We start from the raw sequence: 19537 nt of genomic DNA, 5'->3' as shown, positions 1-19537 counted from the left end.
TACTACTAATATAGGGTGGGCATTGCCCACCCTACTGCTGTTGATTATAAAAAGGCATTGGGAAAACCCACTCTTTTTAAAGATGGGACGCAGTTGACGGTTAACTGTCAACTGTCAACAATCAACAGTCTTTCATGTTCTCCCATGCCCTTTTGGGGTGGGATGAGCTTAATTTTTGTGAGACTATAGTGGACGATATACGCGATAGTTGATTTCGGGGAAGATATTATCCATTAACTCGACTTTTTCTAGCCAACCACTGTCAACTTTGCCGATTTTCACGTCTTCGTAGAGCTTATTGAACCGCATTAGGTGCGATCGCGTCCTTCTAATTGCATAGGGTACCATTGTTCCCGTCCGCATAATAAATGCCCAGTCAGAAGATTGTGCTAATAACAATTCCCGCGCCGCTTGGTTAAGCGCTTTCCACTGCAATTCATCCTCTGGTTCTAAATGCGATATTTCAATCATCCGTTCAGCAGCTTTGTGCAAATGCGGATAAACCCATGCATTTGTTTCATTTAACCAATACTCGTGGAAACCCTTGAAACCCCAACTCGACTGCGAAGGACGACAAACTTGCTGCGTTGGCTGATCTCGCAAATAGTCTGCTAAATGAGTCATTGCATAGGTTCCTTGGTCGTACCACGACTTACGGAATAGGTAATCAATGAACCAAGGCCCTTCATACCACCAATGCCCAAATAACTCTGCGTCATAAGGAGAAACAATAATCGGTGGGCGCTGCATCATACCATAAAGATGCTCAGATTGGCGCTCTCGGTTATACATAAAGTTAGCAGCGTGTTCAGCAGCCTTTTCCCTAGCCCAATAAGGATCGTAGAGCGCTTTATCTGATAGACCTAAACCACGCCCCGTAATTTTGTGATACTTAATACCCGTATTCTTCCGTTGGCCATTGGGCATGATGTAGGGCTTGATGTACTCATATTCTGCTTCCCAACCCAAATCTTTGTAAAATTCTCGATATTCCGCCGCCCCAGGATAGCCCACTTCAGAAGACCATACCTGTTGGGACGATTCATGATCTCGACCAAAGACCGCAACACCAGTTTCTGTATAAATTGGGGCATAAGTGCCAAAGCGCGGACGGGGACGGGCATAAAGAATGCCATGCCCATCAGTGAGGAAGTAGCGTAACCCAGCATCGGCTAGCATCCGCTCTAAACCCTCATAGTAGGCGCATTCCGGCAACCAAATGCCTCTGGGCGGTTGTTCAAAGGTTTGCTCGTAATGTTCACAGGCTACCTGAATTTGCGCCCACACCGCTTCTGGATACATCTTCATCAACGGCAAATAGCCGTGAGTAGCGCCGCAAGTGATGATTTCCAGGTTGTTACTGTCTTGGAACTGCTTAAAAGCTGTCACCAAGTCACCTTGATTGCGTTCCCATATCTGACGCGCTTCTTTAAACTCAGTAATGTAATGTTCAGCTAAATAACGAAGATGTCCATTATTGACATTATGTTCTGCTTCTAGCGCTATAAGTTCTTCTAGTTGAGTCAAGTGTGCGTCATAGCGTTCTTGCAGCAGAGGGTCACGAAGCATCGACACTAGAGGTGGTGTCATACTCATCGTGATTTTAAAGTCGATACCGTCTCGCTTTAAGCCTTCAAATACTTTCAATAAGGGGATGTATGTTTCTGTGATGGCTTCATAGAGCCATTCTTCCTCCAGCACGTAGTCACTTTCCGGGTGACGAACGAAGGGCAGATGTGCATGAAGTACAAGCGCGACGTAGCCGATAGCCATAGTGATTTTGGGGTGATACTTGTAAGTTGAAGGTCGAGAGGTTTGGCTGAAATTAACAATATTTTAAGACTTTATGGGGATAGTGAAGATACGAGTGTCAACTTTTCACATAAAAGGAACGCTTAGGCTGCTGCTTCATGTTAACTGTTCATCTCTAACCAAATTATCAATCCTAATCTTTAGTACCAGATGTACATGACTTAAAGTCGTGACAAGTATATTTCCCAACTTTTTAGGTGCATGGCTGGCGTAAAAGCAGCGAAGTTGGAATGTATCTACTAATACCAATTCAAATAATGTTTGCGACACATCAATTATTTGTAAGGGCACAACAATGTTGTGCCCCTACCCATCTGTCGCATTCTTTTTTCAAATTGGTATAATTACTATTTTCATGTTCAGCAAGATACTGGTATCTAGCTTCACTAATTTTCCAAACTCCGCGCCGGGAATCACTCTTTGCAAGTCCTTCTTTCATCAGTTCCTGATGTGTATGATTACCTCTGCTATTTTTTGATCGGCGATGCCTACGGCGGGCTACGCCTACGCCAGAACTGTGCAAAAAAACGCTGAACTCGAACGCCGAAACTTAGTAACAGTAATGATATAATCTCGTCATTAACTAGCAAAAGTTGCAAGCAGTTTTAGAGATTGTCCAACGGACTTTATCAGATATTGTTTGGTTGATAGTACTATTTTTCCATGCCTTTTTCAAAATATTTGCTCAGGATCAATACCTGCGGCTCGTAATCGTTCTGTCAATATTGCAGACCGTTCACGTTCCTGTTCTAGCTCTTGATTTGTTTGCTGTAATTGTTGATTTGATTCTTCCTCTGGCAACATCACCAGCTGTCTGTCTGGTGTAAAAAAGCGTAATTTGCCTAAATATACTGCCAAATACAGCCCTAATTGCTGACTCCACAACCAACCAGACTCAGTGGGTACAAGTTCTTGATATTGCCCATCAACTATGTGAAATCCCTGTAATTCTAAGTTATTTGGGTCAAACCAAAAGTAATCTGGAGTGCGAAATGTATTCTCGTATATTTGTTTTTTCAAACCTTTATCAACCGAGGCAGTGGAATTAGATAATAGCTCAATAATTACATTGGGATATTTGCCGTCTTCTTGCCACACAACCCAGCTTTTGCGGTCTTTCTTTTCTGTATCTAAAACCACAAAGAAATCAGGGCCTCGAAATTCTTCTGACTTTTTTTGGTTAGGACTGAAGTAGATTGTCAGGTTCCCGGTAGCATAAAAATCCTGACGATCGCGCCACCACCATTTGATGAGGCGGATAAGTAAATCAATTTGTTCGCGGTGTAAATCAGATTCCAATGGGGGTTCGTCACTATAGATGTCGCCTGGGGGGAAAATTATACTTTCATTGACATCTTTTACACTAGTGGTGGTAGCAAGGGGCTGAGACATACAAGATAGTTTTTCTATTTGTATCCATGCTATCGTGACCAAGCTTTACATAGAAGTGGGACACCGATAGCGAACGCGAGTGCGTCTCGTAGAGAAGCGGTAGCTAGCGAGTCAGACGCTCCTGCGTCGCTAACGCTGCTCTATCGAGCGTCATAGCCCGTCGTAGACATCGCACTCCTTATTCTTATTCTTCATCCCGATATAATTCCTGCAAGTCCTGTAACTGAGTCTTGCGGGAAATGCGGCGATATTTTTTACTTTCTAGCTTGGGTTCGTATTGACTCTGCCCTTTGCCTTTGCTTTTTAACTTCATCGTAGATTCAGGATCAGCTTGTTGGTGCAGCTGAGTTTGACGGGCGATCGCATCGGACAAAAATTCTAAATAATGTTCATATCGTTCCCAGTCTCCCCGCACCGCACATTCCGGCTCGTCTCGATGCAGACAATCGCTAAACCGACAGCTAGCAACTGCTAACCGCTTTCTTGCTTCTGGGAAATAATGAATTAATTCTTCTGGTATACAATCCATGTCCGGCTGATTAAAGCCGGGGGTGTCTGCAAGCATTCCACCATTAGGTAGCTCAAATAATTCTATATGGCGAGTGGTATGACGACCACGAGCTAGTTTGCCAGAAACTTCCCCTACTCGCAGTTTGGCAGATTCAATCAGCGTATTAATCAGGCTGGATTTGCCAACGCCAGAAGGCCCAGCAATTACAGTAATTTTACTGCTTAAGTATTTGGTTGCTTGGTCAGTATTTATACCATCTTTGACGCTGATAAATATTGGTTCATAGCCCCAACCAAGAAGGCGATCGCTAATTTGCTGCTGTTCCTGGGGTGAAATTAAATCACTTTTATTCAAACATAAAAGTACATCTAAGCCTGTAGACTCAGCCTTAATCAGAAACCGACTCAGTTGATAAGGTTCCAAAGGCGGATCAGCAACGGCAAATACCAATAGGATTTGGTTAACATTGGCGATCGCTGGACGATCCAATTCACTTTGGCGGGGTAAAACATCAGCGATCGCTCCCCGTCCCCCAGCCCAATCTGGCTCTTCTACCACAACGCGATCGCCTACCATCACCTGTTGCCCGATTTTTTTCAGGCGTGTTCGGCGAGTACAGAGCAGGAGAGGGGGATGGGGAAGATGAGAATCTTGCTCCCTCATCTCCCTAATCTCCCCATCCTCTTGATCCAGTTGTACTCGGTAAAAATTAGCTTGCACGGCTAGCACCGTACCCAATAAAACCTCAGTTGCAGCAAAATTTTCCCCTGTCATTGGCCAGCATCTGGGCGGCGTACTAACAGAGAAAAATAACTACTACAGTCTGTAATCTGTTCCACCTGATAACCTGACATTGTTAGACTATCGGGAACCTGCTCAATCGGCTCACCAGGGTCTAGCCAGACTTCTAGCAAACCTCCCAATGGCATTTTCTCCAGACGTAGTTTTGTCCGCACAAAATTAATTGGGCAAGGAGTGCCGCGTAAATCAAGTTGAGCATCAGGAGTTAAAAGAGAAGAGGGCTGCATTACTTAAATAAATTTCCCAAGAATCCTTCTAAACCGCCTTTACCAGTGCGATCTCCCTTAATTTTAGCCAGCTTCTCTAACAGTTCCCTCTCCTCAGGGGTGACCTTGCTGGGAATATCAATTAATACTGTCAGCATATGATCCCCTCGACTAACAGGATTACCTAAACGGGGTACACCGCGATTTTCCAACTTCATCACCGTATTGGGCTGGGTTCCAGCCGGAACGATCAGTTCTACTGGTCCATCGACCGTATCTACCTCTAAGCGACAACCTAAAATCGCTTGCAGGTAGCTAAGTTTGATTTCCGAGAGAATATTAATGCCATCCCGTTGGAATTCCTCGTCCTCATTTACGAACAAGTAAACGTACAAATCCCCAGGAGGGCCACTGCGTTGACCAGCATCTCCTTCACTAGAAATCCGCAAGCGTGTGCCATTATCCACCCCAGCCGGAATGGTAATTTTGAGTTTCTTTGTAACTTGATTTGCACCCTTACCATCACACGCATCACACTTATCTTCAATTACCATCCCTGTCCCATTACAGGTGGGACAAGTCGAGACTTGGGTGAAACTGCCAAAAGGTGTTCTAGTGACACGGCGGACTTGACCCGATCCGGTACAAGTCGAACAAGTCCGAGGGCGGGTTCCAGGTTTAGCACCAGAACCGCTACAGACTTCACAATTTTCTAGATGGGAAATGCGAATTTCTTTTTCCCCGCCAAATACCGCTTCCCGAAAGTCTAACTTCAGGTCTAGCCGCAGGTCATCGCCCCTTGCAGGTCCACTGCGCCGTCTTTGTTGCGTGGGATTACCCATACCACCAGCAAAGCCGCTAAAAATGCTTTCAAAGATATCGGCAAAACCACCCATATCGCCCACATCTTGGAAGCCAGCGCCAGCACCTGACACACCCTCTGGGCCAAAGCGATCATAACGAGCGCGGGTTTCTGGCTCTGAGAGTACCTCATAAGCGCGGTTAATTTCTTTAAACCGATCCTCCGCCCCCGGTTCTTTGTTCACATCTGGGTGATACTTCCGGGCTAGACGGCGATAAGCTTGTTTGATTTCTTCTTTGTCGGTGTCACGAGAGACACCCAGGATTTCATAATAGTCGCGGGCCATATAGCAAAGGTAAAAGTTAGAAGGAAGAAAGCAGAAGTCAGTAGAACGTCACTCACGGTCACTTGCTACCCTACAGGAAGGGGTTTTACTTTACAGATATGCAAGAGAAACACACTATCCTTTAAAGGGCGGCTTGCCGGAGGTCAGGCAGAAGATAAAATTAATTTTTGTTAATAACTGATTTTACCCTTTACCCTTTACAAAAATCACCGACAAATCTTGAGCAACAGGTGCTTTCCTCGTGGGAGACGACAAAAGCTATAAAAGTTATGAGCAGGGGAAGCCTCTGCTCAGACTTCTCACTGCCGAGTCGGCTGTCTCTTTTACAATTGTGCTACGTAGGAGAGGAAAACCCCGCCCATCAACCAGAGGGGCTAGCCGCACCATTAGGTGTGGAAAACCACCCAGATGCAATGGAAGTGCATCTGAACCGACATACTGCCTAGCAGTAATTTGCTTCTACAATCTAGCAAACTGCTGGGGTCTTGTGAAACTTCGCTAAATTTATAATCAATATTTAGATATATTAAAATGTCTTAATAAAATTCTGCAACTTAGGGGAGTAGGGAAGCGCCAAGGGAGGCAAGGGGGACATAGAGAAAACTATGCTCAATGCCCCATGCCCAATCCCTAATCTATTGCCTCATAATCAACCTGGGCAGTACTTTCTTCGTCAAAATCAAAGTTGAATTGTGGTATTAGTGTGCCATTCATTGGTGAGTCTACTTCTGGAGTAGAAAGACTAGTTGAAGCCTTTTCAATCTCATCACTTTGATTATTAGCTCGATTATAGACATCAGCACCAATTGCAAACAGGGTTTGTTGGAAGTCGTCTAAGCGCTGCTTAAATTCCACTATGGAGATGCTGGAGTCGATCATTGCAGCTTGAAGTTGTGAAACTTTTTCACTGGCCAGGGTTTTCATCTGGTCGCCGATAAAGTTGCTATTATCCTTGATGGTGGATTCGTAACTGAACAACAGATTATCTGCTTGGTTTTTGAGTTCAACCAGTTCTTTACGTCTTCTATCTTCTTCAAAAAACAGTTCGGCCTCTTGACGCATCCGTTCGACTTCGTTGGTACTCAAACCACCTGTATTGGTAATCCTGATACTCTGTTCTCTACCTGTACCTTTGTCTTGGGCAGAAACCTTCATGATGCCGTTGACATCGATTTCAAAAGATACTTCAATTTGCGGCACACCACGGGGAGATGGGGGAATTCCTGCTAACAGAAACTTGCCGAGACTTTTATTATCTCGTGACATTGCCCGTTCACCTTGCAGAACGTGAATTTCTACCGAGGTTTGCCCATCAACTGCTGTGGAAAAAACTTGTGACTTACTTGTAGGAATTGTGGTGTTGCGTTCAATGATTTTGGTGAACACTTCACCCAAAGTTTCAATTCCCAAGGACAGGGGGGTGACATCCAAAAGTAAGAGATTATCGACTTCGCCACCCAACACTCCTGCTTGGATAGCCGCTCCCAATGCTACCGCTTCGTCAGGGTTGATAGAGCGATCGGGAGCTTTGCCATTGAAAAACTTAATTAGCGCGTTTTGGACTGCGGGAATACGGGTAGAACCACCTACCAAAATAATCCGATCTATGGCTTGTGGTTTGAGATCCGCATCTTTGAGCGCTTGGATCATTGGTTCGATGGTACCTTCAATTAAATTAAGTGCCAGTTCTTCAAATTTAGAACGGCTGAGTTCCATTTCCAGATGCTTTGGCCCGGTTTCATCAGCTGTGATAAACGGCAAGTTGATGGAGGTATTCATCATGCTGGAGAGTTCAATTTTTGCCTTCTCTGCTGCTTCCCGCAGGCGTTGCAGTGCCATCTTATCGTGGGAAAGGTCGATTTTCTCTTGTTGCTGGAAGCGTTCCATCATCCAAAGCACGATCGCATTATCAAAGTCGTCTCCACCCAAGTGGTTGTTACCACAAGTAGCCTTAACTTCAAAAACGCCATCTCCAAGTTGCAGGATCGATACGTCAAAAGTACCGCCTCCTAAGTCAAATACTAAAATTAGCTGCTCTTGGTCTTGCTTTTCCAATCCGAAAGCTAAAGCCGCAGCCGTTGGTTCATTGATGATTCGCAGGACTTCTAGTCCAGCAATTGTGCCAGCATCTTTAGTTGCTTGTCTTTGGGCATCTGTAAAATATGCTGGTACGGTGATCACTGCCTGAGTGACTTCCTCACCCAAGAAGTTTTCCGCATCCTGCTTCAGTTTTTGCAGGATCATGGCGGATAGTTCTTGTGGCGTGTAGTTTTTTGAGCGAATTTGGACATCAACGGTATCATCTCGACCTTTGACACAGTTGTAGGGGACGCGATCACGTTCTATGTCAGTATCTTCCCAACGCCGCCCGATAAATCGTTTAATACTGTAAATTGTGTTTTCGGCATTGGTTACGGCTTGGCGCTTTGCCAATTGACCAATCAAGCGATCGCCACTCTTCCCAAATCCCACAATACTTGGAGTAGTTCGTCCACCTTCAGAATTGGAGATCACCAGTGGTTGACCGCCCTCCAAAACTGCGACGCAACTGTTAGTAGTGCCTAAGTCGATCCCAATAACTTTTCCCATACTTGCCAGTATTTTTACCGAGTTGTTCTGCTGTAATCTGTCGCGGACTAACTTTTTTGCTACGAACCAAGGCTAGGGGATAACGTCTGTGGAACCTCTGTTGCTGGTAGCAAAAGAGAAGTTGAAACACAGAGAGTTATCCAAAGCCTTGTCCAAGTTTTAGGTACGCGATGCTCGTCCTTACTAGAACCCAGGCACTTTAGGTCAGCGAGACGAGCGACTACAGCTTAACTGTTGGCTGGACTCGACTGATCTTGCTCCGTAGAAGGTGTATCTTCCTTTGGAGCAGCTACTTTGACCATTGCATGGCGTAGCACGCGATCGCCCAAGTAATATCCGCGCACTAACTCTTCTAACACTGTTCCTTCAGGATGTTCATCCGTAGGTTCCCGCATTACTGCTTCATGCAGGTTAGGATCAAATTCTTGACCTTCAGGACGCATTGGTGATACACCCAAGCGCTTCAGGCTATCTACTAATTGTTTGTAAACGCCTTGGTAGCTTTTGTGCATGGTCATTTCACCATCAGATTGCGGTTTGAGGTGCGATCGGGCCCGCTCAAAATTATCGACCACTGGCAGCAATTCCAGAATCGTATTCCGCTTCATCAACGTCTCTAGCTCTTCTTTTTCTTTGCTAGTGCGTTTCCGATAATTCTCAAAATCTGCGGCAATCCGCATATATTGAGTACTACGCTCTTCTAGTTGCGTTTTGAGAGACTCGATTTGTTGAGTCAGTTCTGCCAAAGCTGCTGTTTGCACTCCAGTGTTTTCGGATGCAGCGACACCAATTTCTGGATTGAAAGTAGTCGGCTCCCCCGATATATTGGTTTGGGCTGCCACTTGCTCTGTAACCTCGCTACCAGATTCATTGAAATTAATTTGGGCTTGGGAATCACTCTTCATTTCTTGCTTTACCTCTGTTGGTTCACCCAATTGCTGGCTTGTATTGTTTATCTGTTTATTTTCATCCATCATTGTCTACTCATTCCAGATGCTTTTTATGGCAGTGTATTTCCACAGCTTGCAACCGTCGTCATCTACGACTTGCAACTGAGGCTGATTTTATTGCCGACAAGTTCCTAGAAGTGATGTAACCGCCCTCTTATTGTGGCAAATGGTGAACACGTTAGCGTAGACCCCACTAAGGCGGTAACCCGAACGAGTAGTGTACCTCTAGCAGCAAGTAATTTGGAAAAGTGGCACTAAATATGATTCGCCCTTCATCTGATTCATGAGTCAGTTTTTTAATGAATTACTACTTAAAATTTAACCATTTATCAAATATTGTCATTCCTTCGGAAGTGCTAAGTGTTGTTAGCGGATAGATATGGTTGAGCCAGTGCTGAGTCAGATGTTTTGAGTCTTGGGTTATCCCTATAACTAAAAATTTGTTGATTTAACGTAGTCAGGAATTTATATTTTCTCTACTATTACTTCTTTTTGACTCAGCACTAAGCAAGAAATTTGAGCAACGGAAGCCATCACTCAGAAGTTCGGTGACTTAGGACTTTTTCGATACATGAGAATTCTGTCTCCCAGCCTGGGAATACTTTAAGCAGAGGTTTCCCCAAATCAATTGCTCATTTATGACTTACTCGTCACCACAACGGCGCAGTACCGCTCTAACTACCAGAACAGAGTTTTCGCCCTTTGGCAACAAGCTAGTGCAATCTGGCTATGTCAATACCGAACAGATGAGGCAGGCACTAATTGAAAGCCGCAAATCTGGCAGGCCCTTAACGGAAGTATTAGAGTCAATTACTGGGCAAGAATTATCACCTGAGTTGCTCAGGCAATACAAAAAACAGCAGCTATTTGAACTTAAAATACTATACGGTGTTGAATTTCTTGATCCGGAAGTCAACTCCCTTGGCAACACGATGATGGGGAACCTGATTGAAACCCTCATCCCAGTGGATATCTGCCGTCGCCATCGTTTAGTACCACTATCGAAACACGAAGACCAAACCCCGCCCTCAGTTTTAGTGGCGATGGTCGCTCCAGATAATCTAGAGGCTTCCGATGATCTGAACCGGATCTTGCGACCCCAAGGCTTGGCGTTGCAGCGCATGGTGATTACACAGGAAGACTACCAGCAGCTAATCAACCGATATCTGGATGAAATGGCTGTTAAGCAAAAGCACCTAGAACAACAAAAGTTTACAGATATTAATCAGGATTTAGAAAACCTCGGAAATCTCGATATTTCGGATGCTCCTGAAGAAATGGAGGCTGATCTAGGGGCAGCGATGAAGGGTGCAGAGGATGCCCCAGTCATCAACTTAGTCAACAGAATCCTAGCTAAAGCCTTGCATGAGGGCGTTTCTGATATTCATATAGAACCGCAAGAAGAAAACTTACGCATTCGCTTTCGGAAGGATGGGGTACTACGTGAAGCTTTTGATCCTCTACCGAAAAAAATCATTCCGGCGGTGACAGCCCGATTTAAAATCATCTCCAATCTAGACATTGCCGAACGACGTTTACCCCAAGATGGGCGCATCCGGCGGATGTTTGAGGGACGTAAGGTGGACTTTCGTGTAAATACCTTACCCAGTCGCTACGGGGAAAAGGTGGTGCTGCGGATTTTGGATAACTCTTCAACCCAGCTGGGATTAGATAAGTTAATTACCGATCCAGAGACTTTAGATATTGTCAAGGATATGGTAAGTCGTCCCTTCGGTCTGATTTTGGTGACTGGGCCAACTGGTTCTGGGAAAACAACCTCGCTGTATTCTGCACTGTCAGAAAAGAATGATCCCGGAATTAATATCAGTACTGTGGAAGACCCAATTGAGTACAGTCTGCCAGGGATTACTCAAGTACAGGTGATTCGAGAAAAAGGGCTGGATTTTGCTACCGCTCTGCGGGCTTTCTTACGACAAGACCCAGATGTGCTGCTAGTGGGTGAAACGCGGGATAAAGAGACGGCAAAAACAGCAATTGAAGCTGCCTTGACTGGTCACTTAGTATTAACTACCTTACATACCAACGATGCCCCAGGTGCGATCGCTCGTTTGGGAGAAATGGGAATTGAGCCTTTCATGGTTTCTAGTTCCCTAATTGGTGTTCTAGCTCAACGTTTGGTGCGGCGTGTATGTTCTGAATGTCGTGTTCCCTACACTCCCACAACCGAGGAATTAGCTCGTTATGGTCTATCAGCTTCTTCAGATGTTGGAGTTACCTTCTATAAAGCTAACACCTTGACATTAGATGCGATCGCCGAAGCCAAAACCAAAAATCAGCTTTGCTCAAAATGTAATGGCGTCGGCTACAAAGGGCGTTGTGGTGTCTATGAAGTCATGCGAGTCACCGAAAACCTACAAACCCTTATCAACGAAGATGCACCCACGGAACGTATCAAGGAAGTGGCAATAGAAGAGGGCATGAAAACCTTACTAGCTTACAGTTTGGACTTAGTGCGCCAAGGTTCTACCACCCTAGAAGAAGTAGAACGAGTGACGTTTACTGATACTGGTTTGGAAGCCGAGTTAAAAGCCAAACGCAAGATTGGTCTTACCTGCCGGACTTGCAACGCCACATTAAAACAAGAATGGTTGGATTGTCCTTACTGTATGACATCTCGGTTTTGAGATTAGTCATTGGTCATTAGTCATTAGTCATTGGTGAAGGCTTAATAACTTTAGACAACTGACAAATAACATAGACGCTTCTGCGGCTTCCCGCAGGGTAGGACAAAGGACAAATAACAAATAACAAATAACAAGCATTAAAAGGAGCAGAATTATGGAAATGATGATTGAAGACCTGATGGAGCAGTTGATTGAAATGGGTGGCTCGGATCTGCACTTATCCGCAGGTTTGCCTCCCTACTTCCGCATCAGTGGCAAACTCACCCCCATAGGTGAACACGTATTGACAGCTGATCAATGTCAAAGGCTGATTTTCAGTATGCTCAACAACACCCAACGCAAAACCTTAGAGCAAACCTGGGAGTTGGATTGTTCTTATGGTGTTAAGGGTTTAGCTCGCTTCCGGGTCAATGTCTATAAAGAACGTGGTGCTTATGCTGCTTGCTTACGGGCATTAAGTTCTAAAATTCCTAACTTTGAAAAATTAGGTCTGCCAGATATAGTGCGAGAAATGTGTGATAAGCCGAGAGGGCTAATTCTAGTGACAGGCCCTACAGGTTCCGGGAAGACAACTACCCTAGCGGCGATGATCGACTTGATTAACCGCACCAAGGCAGAGCATATTTTAACAGTGGAAGACCCAATTGAATTTGTCTATGAACCAATTAAAAGCTTGGTTCACCAACGACAACTGGGTGAAGATACTAAGAGCTTTGCTAATGCTTTAAAAGCAGCTTTGCGGGAAGATCCAGATATTATTCTAGTGGGAGAAATGCGCGATTTAGAAACGATTTCTTTGGCGATTTCCGCAGCAGAAACAGGACACTTGGTATTTGGCACTCTCCACACCAGTTCCGCCGCGCAGACAGTTGACCGGATTATTGATGTTTTCCCCCACGAAAGACAAACCCAAGTGCGGGTGCAGTTATCTAACTCGTTAGTGGGAGTATTTAGCCAAACTTTGGTATCCAAGAAAAATCCTAAACCCGGTGAATATGGTCGGGTGATGGCTCAAGAAATTCTGATTGTCACTCCTGCTATTTCTAACTTGATTCGAGAAGGCAAAACATCTCAAATTTACTCAGCAATTCAAACTGGCGGCAAATTGGGGATGCAAACTCTGGAGAAGGTTTTAGCCGATTTTTACAAAGCAGGAACTATCTCCTTTGAAGCTGCTATGTCTAAGACTTCTAAGCCAGATGAAATTCAACGTCTCATTGGTAATTCTACACCGCAAGGAGCTGCCGCAGGTGCGAAACCCGGTGCTGCTGCCAAAGCCCATTAAGGAATTGGAAAGATGAGGGGGATGAAAAACCCTTGACTATTTTGAATTTGAATTTTTAATTTTGAATTGATTTATGCCAACCTACGTTGCTCGTGTTCGGGATTCTCAAGGAAAATCTCGAACGGAAAAAATTACTGCTGAATCTTTGGTACAAGCTCGTACTAATCTTAGAGATCAAGGTTTTGTAGTCCAAGAACTCAAACAATTTCAAGGATTTCAGACAAATTTTGACTTAAAAAAATTCCAGACTTCCTTAGTTAAGGTTTCTGTGAAAGACAAAGCCGTTTTTTCCCGTCAATTTGCCGTTTTGATGAATGCGGGAGTTGCGATCGTTAGAAGTTTAGGGGTACTTTCCGAACAGTGTAGTAATCCTAAACTGAAACAAGCTCTTGTGGAGATTAGTAGTGATGTTCAAAGCGGAATGAATCTTTCAGAGTCAATGCGGAAGCATCCTGACTGCTTTGATGGATTATATGTGAGTATGATTCAAGCAGGCGAAGTTGGTGGTGTTTTAGACGAAGTATTGAATCGTTTAGCCAAGTTGTTAGAAGATGTTGCCCGCTTACAAAACCAAATTAAATCAGCATTGTCTTATCCAACTGTTGTAGGTTTTATAGCAGTTGCTATCTTTCTCGGTATGACCATTTTTCTGATTCCTATTTTTGCTAATATTTTTACACAAATCGGAACTGAATTACCGCCTTTAACGCAATTCCTCATGGATGTTAGTCAATTTCTGAGAAGTCAGAAGGTTTTCCTGCTTATTGCTATTCTTGTAGGATTGAGAATTGCCTATACACAATACGCTAAGACTCCTGTTGGTCGCATAACAATTGATCGTCTTTCCCTCAAGCTGCCATTGTTTGGTGACTTAATTCAAAAATCTTCAGTTGCCCGCTTTAGCCGGACTTTTGGTTCTTTGACTCGTTCAGGTGTACCAATTTTAACTTGCTTAGAAATTGTCCGAGATACATCCGGAAACCAAGTAATTGCCAATGCTATAGACGCAGCCCGCATGGAGATTCAACAAGGAGGTATGATTAGCATTGCTTTACAAAAAGATGCCGTTTTTCCGGCTATGGCAATTCAGATGATTAGTATTGGAGAAGAAACTGGAGAATTAGATGCAATGTTGATGAAAGTTGCTGATTTCTATGAAGATGAAGTCGAGCAAGCGGTAAAAGCAATGACTAGTATTTTGGAACCAGTTATGATTGTAGTTCTGGGCGGAATGGTTGGAACCATTCTGCTAGCAATGTATCTGCCTATGTTTAAGGTATTTGAAACGTTGGGATAGGGGATTAAAAGTTAGGAGTTAGGAGTTATAAGTTAGGAGTTTAAACTCTTTATTTCTCATCTTCATTATTAATTCCTAACTACTTAATTTTATATATAACTCCTCACTCCTAACTATTGAATAAACTATGACTGTGCAAAAATCTCACTACGAAGCGAGTTTGGCAGAGTACAGCAATCATCTAGCTGCGATCGCCTTACTAAAACAATATCGGCCATACTTAGAGATGATTCCCAGTTTGCGCCGTCCTGATGAAAGTGTCATTAGTATTCCCTTGCCAATTGTCCGTCTTCGCAATACTGCTACAACAGACCCACAAACGATTTGCTTACCCTGTGATGTGGCAATTTTGATGTGCGATCCAGAGTGGAAAATCAAAACTGGAGCAGAAATTTTAGTTTTTATTCACCGTGCTCACGAAGATTTTTCTGATTTGTTAGGACGTTGGCGACAAACCCAAGTTTTCTTGGACAATGATTATGAGTGGTTAATGCCTCTGCGCCACAGTCATATTTTGAGTGAGGGAGCTAATACTATATATCCTCTGTTTGTTGTTTTTAGTGATACTTTAGAACGCATCCAACGAGGACTAATAGGAGCCGAACTTCCATTTATTATGCAAACATCAGCTCCACTAGTTGAGGAGAATTTACCAAATATTTTCTCTTCATAAATTCCCCCAACTTAAAAAGATTAGGAGTTAATAAAGAGAATTAAATAAGTTAAACGTTGAAAGTGAGGAGTTAAAAGTTTTAAATTGCAAATTTTGCACAAAGCCAGAGATTGTTAAGTCTCAAGTTTAAGTTTTTAACTTCTAACTCCTAACTCCTAACTTTTAACTATTACCTAACAAATTGCGGCATAATTTCGGCAGCAGTAAATATTCCATAGATGCCGCGTTGGTGCAATTGTCTACCAGCTTTGAGATAGCCAAAGGCAGGTCCGCAGACATTGGCTGCCATACTGGTTTCATCTCCCAGAGTAAAGGTATGGGTAGAAATTTTCCCTTCAAAGGTGCGCCCTGTTACCTTAACATTGGTGCTAAGAGGCTTTTTAGGATTACGAGTATCGACTACACCACCAACAGTAACGCGATCGCGATCGCAAATTCCCGCTACCTCTAGCATCACATCATCAGCGTGTTCCATATTCTTCAAGGTAAGCACACCATTGGTTTTATCTAGTAGTGCTTCTACTTCTGCCTCAGTCATCGCCCTAGCGGTTTCCACTGTATAACCAGGCATATGACCAATATCTTCCCGAACAGTGGCGCGGTAAGCTTCCCAGTTGGCAATTCCCACTCCAAAGGTAATTTCAACTTGATGAATTTCGGCGTAGCTTTGGGCTGCTAATGCGGCGGCGGCGGTTAACAGTCCGGGTGTAGCACCACAGCCTGTCATATAGGTAATCCCGGCTGCAAGGAGTTCTTCTTTCATCGCTAGTAGTTGTTCTACAGCAGTGGTGCGCTTAATTGCATCCACTAACACCCCACGCCAACCAGATTTAATAAACTCTTTGGCTACAGAGGGGATAAAATCGTTTGGTAGGTTGGGTAAAGCCAGAAAATACCCATCCACAGGTTGAGCTATTGCAATTACATCCTGAATACTTTGATTTGTTAACGTACCAACTGGCTCTAAATAACCTACCGAACCTTGGGATTGGTAGGTTGCAATGCATTGTTGAGTATTTAAACCTTCAGCAGCGTAAGCGTAACCTTTTTGATCTGCTGCTGCGACTAAAATCATTTCCTGTTTAGCAGCAAGTACCTTGGCGGCGGCTTGTCCGAGTCCGCCGAAACCTAGTACTCCTATACGTATCGCTGACGAAATATTTGCTGTACTCATAGTCAATTACTTAAGTTGAATCACTTGCCTTCAAACTTTACCATCTCAGCTTGTGGCTGATGGCTGACAGCTTTTAGCTATAAAGGTTAATTATGCTTTATTATCCTAGTTTCTTCCCCAACCAAATCAGTTTTTTCACCAGAAATTCTTGCTGAGTGATTTAGAGGTAGTTTAAAAAGTCTAAATTTATTACTTGCCTTGGCGACTGGAAGTCGCGGCTACACAGACAAAACCCACCTTCGTGGGTTAAAAATGAGGTTAACAGCTTTCAGTATTTACCGTCTTCGCAAAAGTAAGTAAAAAGGCACAAATAAAGATAACTATGAGAAAGAAAGATAAAAAAGGCTAAAACCCTCTTGCCTACTACCTTATCTCAACGATAAATATTCCCGTTAATCTAGTTCCATACGGAAGCATAACGTATAATAACTAGTCATACCAAGAGGGGATCTGATGAAATAGTATTTTGAGGTTATCTATTGATGTTAAGTACACTTTAGGTTGTCTATAGTTAAGTCTTGATCAAATCAAAATTTGAGAGAAAGTATGCGAACATTTTTATCAGCTTATACCATTAGGATTGAAAAAAAGAGAGATAAAAATCATAAAGGGAATCATCCACCTAATTACTGTAGACTCAACTGTTTTAATGGCTATGATGATTTGCTTAATGTAATATCAAGTTTTCTTCAACAATTAACTACTAATAAAAGAAATGATGTTTATAACATTTACATGAAAGCTTCCCAAATTCAAGATGATGGAAGAAGTATCAATGGACTTATTGAAAGTGGTATCTACGGTATTTCTAGCAAGCTTCGAGACGTAGATACAGATTCGATAACTTATAAAAAAAAGAAGAGTGATGCTGAAGTTCTACCTTTTTATTTCTTGATTTATATTCCAAAAGACACAAATGAAGGAATTATGCTTTTACAGCGTACAGGTAAATATGGTATTCGCACACACTTTGGTACTTTCCTAGACAAGTACTTTTCTGAGAAGTTTCCAGGTTTTGCAGTTGAGATAAATACTTTAGTACAAGAGGAAATAATTAAAAAAATTCTATACGGAGGCACTATTAAAAAGCTTCGATGTGTTAAGTATCAAGCTCCCCTTGATCGAGTTGATGGACTTGATGAAGGTCATGAAGAAATTCCCTACAACATGGAAATCGTATTATCTGGGAATAAAATTCCTTTTATGGGTAAAATTCAAAACTTTTTTAACTCAAAAGGCAGTGTTAAAAATCTTATCGAACTTCGTGATTTTAACTTCGATTACGACACTGTAAAGGTTGATGTTGATCTTGATGGAAGTCTTAGAACATTTGATTTAGGTTGCCTTCACAGAGGTAAAATTTACTATGATATATCTGATAAGGTCGTTATAGATTCTGATGATTATCCCACTTTTCAAAGTATACAAACAATTACGAAAACTTATCTAAAAGAAGTTATTAATCAAATCTATCCTTAGTAAAGATAATGTTAAGCAAAATTTCAATTTTTAGTATCATTAAAGACCATATTGCGACATTAAAGAGCAGTCAAACAGGAAAAATATACTATCCAGATATCATATTGTTCTTTATTTTACCTGCTATTATTTCTGCTGTAATGATTTATTTAGGAGTTATTCTAAATGATGGTTTGGTTAATGCCCTAATTACTTCTTTATCAATATTTTCAGCTTTATTATTCAACTTGCTCTTATTAGTTTATGATATTTCAGGAAAAAATACAGATCAGAACCAAACTACAGATCAAATTGAAATTAAAAAAATTATTCAAAGGCGTGAGTTACTTCGAGAAATATATGTCAATGTATCTTTCTCAATATTAACTTCCATCATAACTGTAGTTATATTATTAACCTATTTCTTAAAACCTAGAAGCTGTAATTTTGGAATGATCAACTTATGCTTATTACAATTGTTACTAGCATCAATAATTTACTACTTTTCTGTCCAATTTATTTTAACTCTATTTATGATTTTGAAACGAATATACAAACTTCTAGCGAAAGCCTTTGATTCAAGAATTTAAGTTCAAGCTAGAGCTTTATAAGCATCTGAGTATTGATTAAAACGATAGCCTATGGTAGTTAGAAAGACCAATTATGAGTGGTTGGATTATTGAAAAAGGTTCTAATGTCCCCAGATTAACTACCTGCTATCCTCTGTAAATATTTGGAAGTGATAGAAGATGACTAAAAATACAATCAAGTTGCTGAATGTAGTAGCACTGACAGTTGATCTACCTGAATACAACTTGCACCGTGGTCAAGTTGGCACAGTAGTAGAATTATTAGCCGATGGTGCTGCATTTGAGGTTGAATTTAGCGATGCCTTCGGCGGGCTACGCCTACGCAATGGCCGCACTTATGAATCTGTTGGTTTACGCCCAGAGCAAATAATGGTGTTACATTTCGAGCCAGCATCCCCTGATTCAGTCCCGGAAATGGTTACAGTGTAAGCCAGAGAAAGCTTTCTATATATAATACGCAAAGAAGATTGTGCGATCGCTTATTGTAGCGCCTAGAGCGATCGCTTAACTTACCACTTTGGTTCTTGGTGCAGGTGCGCCACGCAGCATTCCTTCTGTGCTAAGGTCTTCATCAATTTCTTCCCAATGAATACCAAAGCCGCCTCCGCAGGTTTCCCATTTTAATCGTTGTTCAAGGGTAGCATTGAGCAGCCTGGGATACCAAACTAATGGCACTGTGATTGTTCGCCCGTCCATCAAGTCAACACTGATAGTTTCTTCAGTAAAACGTACATCTTTAACTCTTTCATCCGCCCGAACTGCCAAAATACCCATCCCAAGCCTCCAAAAGTTTTGCTTGATTTTCTTGTACTAACTCTTCTAATTTTCGCAGTTCTTTGGGGCTAAAGCCAATGCTACTTGATAAACTGACCTGCTCAAGCCAAAACTTAGCTGTTGAGTCATCCCGATCAATATGAATGTGGGGTGGCTCATTAGGTTCATGACTGTAGAAGTAGAAACGGTAAGCACCAATTCTTAAAATTGTTGGCATACTTCAAGACTACAC

The 19537-nt window shown here is 42.6% G+C and carries 18 protein-coding genes; 8 read left to right on the top strand and 10 right to left on the bottom strand.

Features of this window, described 5'->3' with window-relative positions:
• Positions 1–183: 183 nt before the first annotated feature.
• From H6G26_RS03290 to dnaJ, 5 genes are all read right to left on the bottom strand, one after another.
• Positions 184–1773, bottom strand: coding sequence for a glycoside hydrolase family 57 protein (locus H6G26_RS03290; RefSeq protein ID WP_190727909.1), 1590 nt, complete (start codon positions 1771–1773; stop codon positions 184–186).
• Positions 1774–2484: 711 nt separating this feature from the next.
• On the bottom strand, positions 2485–3204 hold the full coding sequence (locus tag H6G26_RS03285) for a Uma2 family endonuclease (RefSeq protein ID WP_190727908.1): 720 nt from the start codon (positions 3202–3204) through the stop codon (positions 2485–2487).
• A gap of 184 nt (positions 3205–3388) precedes the next feature.
• Positions 3389–4489: a small ribosomal subunit biogenesis GTPase RsgA gene (gene rsgA, locus H6G26_RS03280; RefSeq protein WP_190727907.1), complete on the bottom strand. Its 1101-nt coding sequence runs from the start codon at positions 4487–4489 to the stop codon at positions 3389–3391.
• A complete protein-coding gene (locus H6G26_RS03275; protein WP_190727906.1) occupies positions 4486–4743 on the bottom strand; it encodes a sulfurtransferase TusA family protein in 258 nt (85 codons plus the stop codon). Before H6G26_RS03275 ends, rsgA begins: the two co-directional genes overlap by 4 nt.
• The gene (gene dnaJ / locus H6G26_RS03270) at positions 4743–5870 is read right to left on the bottom strand and encodes a molecular chaperone DnaJ (protein WP_190727905.1); all 1128 of its coding nucleotides are present in this window, start codon (positions 5868–5870) and stop codon (positions 4743–4745) included. Before dnaJ ends, H6G26_RS03275 begins: the two co-directional genes overlap by 1 nt.
• A 167-nt stretch (positions 5871–6037) precedes the next feature.
• Here dnaJ and H6G26_RS03265 point away from each other — a divergent pair, with 167 nt between their 5' ends.
• Positions 6038–6316: a hypothetical protein gene (locus H6G26_RS03265; RefSeq protein ID WP_190727904.1), complete on the top strand. Its 279-nt coding sequence runs from the start codon at positions 6038–6040 to the stop codon at positions 6314–6316.
• A gap of 184 nt (positions 6317–6500) precedes the next feature.
• On the opposite strand, the gene dnaK is transcribed toward H6G26_RS03265, so the two are convergent.
• Entirely contained in the window at positions 6501–8459 is a 1959-nt protein-coding gene (gene dnaK / locus H6G26_RS03260; RefSeq protein ID WP_190727903.1) for a molecular chaperone DnaK, read from the bottom strand.
• 227 nt (positions 8460–8686) lie between these two features.
• The gene (grpE, locus tag H6G26_RS03255; protein WP_190727902.1) at positions 8687–9436 is read right to left on the bottom strand and encodes a nucleotide exchange factor GrpE; all 750 of its coding nucleotides are present in this window, start codon (positions 9434–9436) and stop codon (positions 8687–8689) included.
• A 611-nt stretch (positions 9437–10047) separates the two neighbouring features.
• Here grpE and H6G26_RS03250 point away from each other — a divergent pair.
• From H6G26_RS03250 to H6G26_RS03235, 4 genes are all read left to right on the top strand, one after another.
• Positions 10048–12054 (top strand): GspE/PulE family protein, encoded by a 2007-nt coding sequence (locus H6G26_RS03250; RefSeq protein ID WP_190727901.1) that lies wholly within the window; start codon positions 10048–10050, stop codon positions 12052–12054.
• Between the two features lie 154 nt (positions 12055–12208).
• The gene (locus H6G26_RS03245) at positions 12209–13339 is read left to right on the top strand and encodes a type IV pilus twitching motility protein PilT (protein WP_190727900.1); all 1131 of its coding nucleotides are present in this window, start codon (positions 12209–12211) and stop codon (positions 13337–13339) included.
• Positions 13340–13412: 73 nt separating this feature from the next.
• On the top strand, positions 13413–14636 hold the full coding sequence (locus H6G26_RS03240) for a type II secretion system F family protein (protein WP_190727899.1): 1224 nt from the start codon (positions 13413–13415) through the stop codon (positions 14634–14636).
• A 127-nt stretch (positions 14637–14763) separates the two neighbouring features.
• Positions 14764–15309 carry a hypothetical protein gene (locus H6G26_RS03235; protein ID WP_190727898.1) on the top strand — a complete coding sequence of 182 codons (546 nt, stop codon included), beginning with the start codon at positions 14764–14766 and terminating at the stop codon, positions 15307–15309.
• Between the two features lie 169 nt (positions 15310–15478).
• Here the strand turns inward: H6G26_RS03235 and H6G26_RS03230 are convergent, their stop codons facing one another.
• The gene (locus tag H6G26_RS03230; protein ID WP_190727897.1) at positions 15479–16483 is read right to left on the bottom strand and encodes a saccharopine dehydrogenase-like oxidoreductase; all 1005 of its coding nucleotides are present in this window, start codon (positions 16481–16483) and stop codon (positions 15479–15481) included.
• Between the two features lie 546 nt (positions 16484–17029).
• Between H6G26_RS03230 and H6G26_RS03225 the strand changes: the two genes are divergently transcribed.
• The 3 genes from H6G26_RS03225 (at position 17030) to H6G26_RS03215 (ending at position 18960) form a co-directional block, all read left to right on the top strand.
• On the top strand, positions 17030–17962 hold the full coding sequence (locus H6G26_RS03225; protein ID WP_190727896.1) for a hypothetical protein: 933 nt from the start codon (positions 17030–17032) through the stop codon (positions 17960–17962).
• 8 nt (positions 17963–17970) lie between these two features.
• Positions 17971–18531, top strand: a complete 561-nt coding sequence (locus H6G26_RS03220; RefSeq protein WP_190727895.1) for a hypothetical protein — start codon at positions 17971–17973, stop codon at positions 18529–18531.
• 159 nt (positions 18532–18690) lie between these two features.
• Positions 18691–18960, top strand: coding sequence for a DUF4926 domain-containing protein (locus H6G26_RS03215; RefSeq protein ID WP_190727894.1), 270 nt, complete (start codon positions 18691–18693; stop codon positions 18958–18960).
• Positions 18961–19035: 75 nt separating this feature from the next.
• Here the strand turns inward: H6G26_RS03215 and H6G26_RS03210 are convergent, their stop codons facing one another.
• Complete coding sequence (locus H6G26_RS03210; protein WP_190727893.1) at positions 19036–19305, bottom strand: DUF2442 domain-containing protein; 270 nt, start codon at positions 19303–19305, stop codon at positions 19036–19038.
• Positions 19277–19522, bottom strand: coding sequence for a DUF4160 domain-containing protein (locus H6G26_RS03205; protein ID WP_190727892.1), 246 nt, complete (start codon positions 19520–19522; stop codon positions 19277–19279). Before H6G26_RS03205 ends, H6G26_RS03210 begins: the two co-directional genes overlap by 29 nt.
• Positions 19523–19537 lie beyond the last annotated feature (15 nt).

Origin of the sequence: Nostoc sp. FACHB-888, assembly GCF_014696655.1 — a bacterium.
In the GTDB taxonomy this organism is placed as follows: Bacteria; Cyanobacteriota; Cyanobacteriia; order Cyanobacteriales; family Nostocaceae; genus Nostoc.
This window is presented reverse-complemented; position numbering and strand designations above follow the sequence as displayed.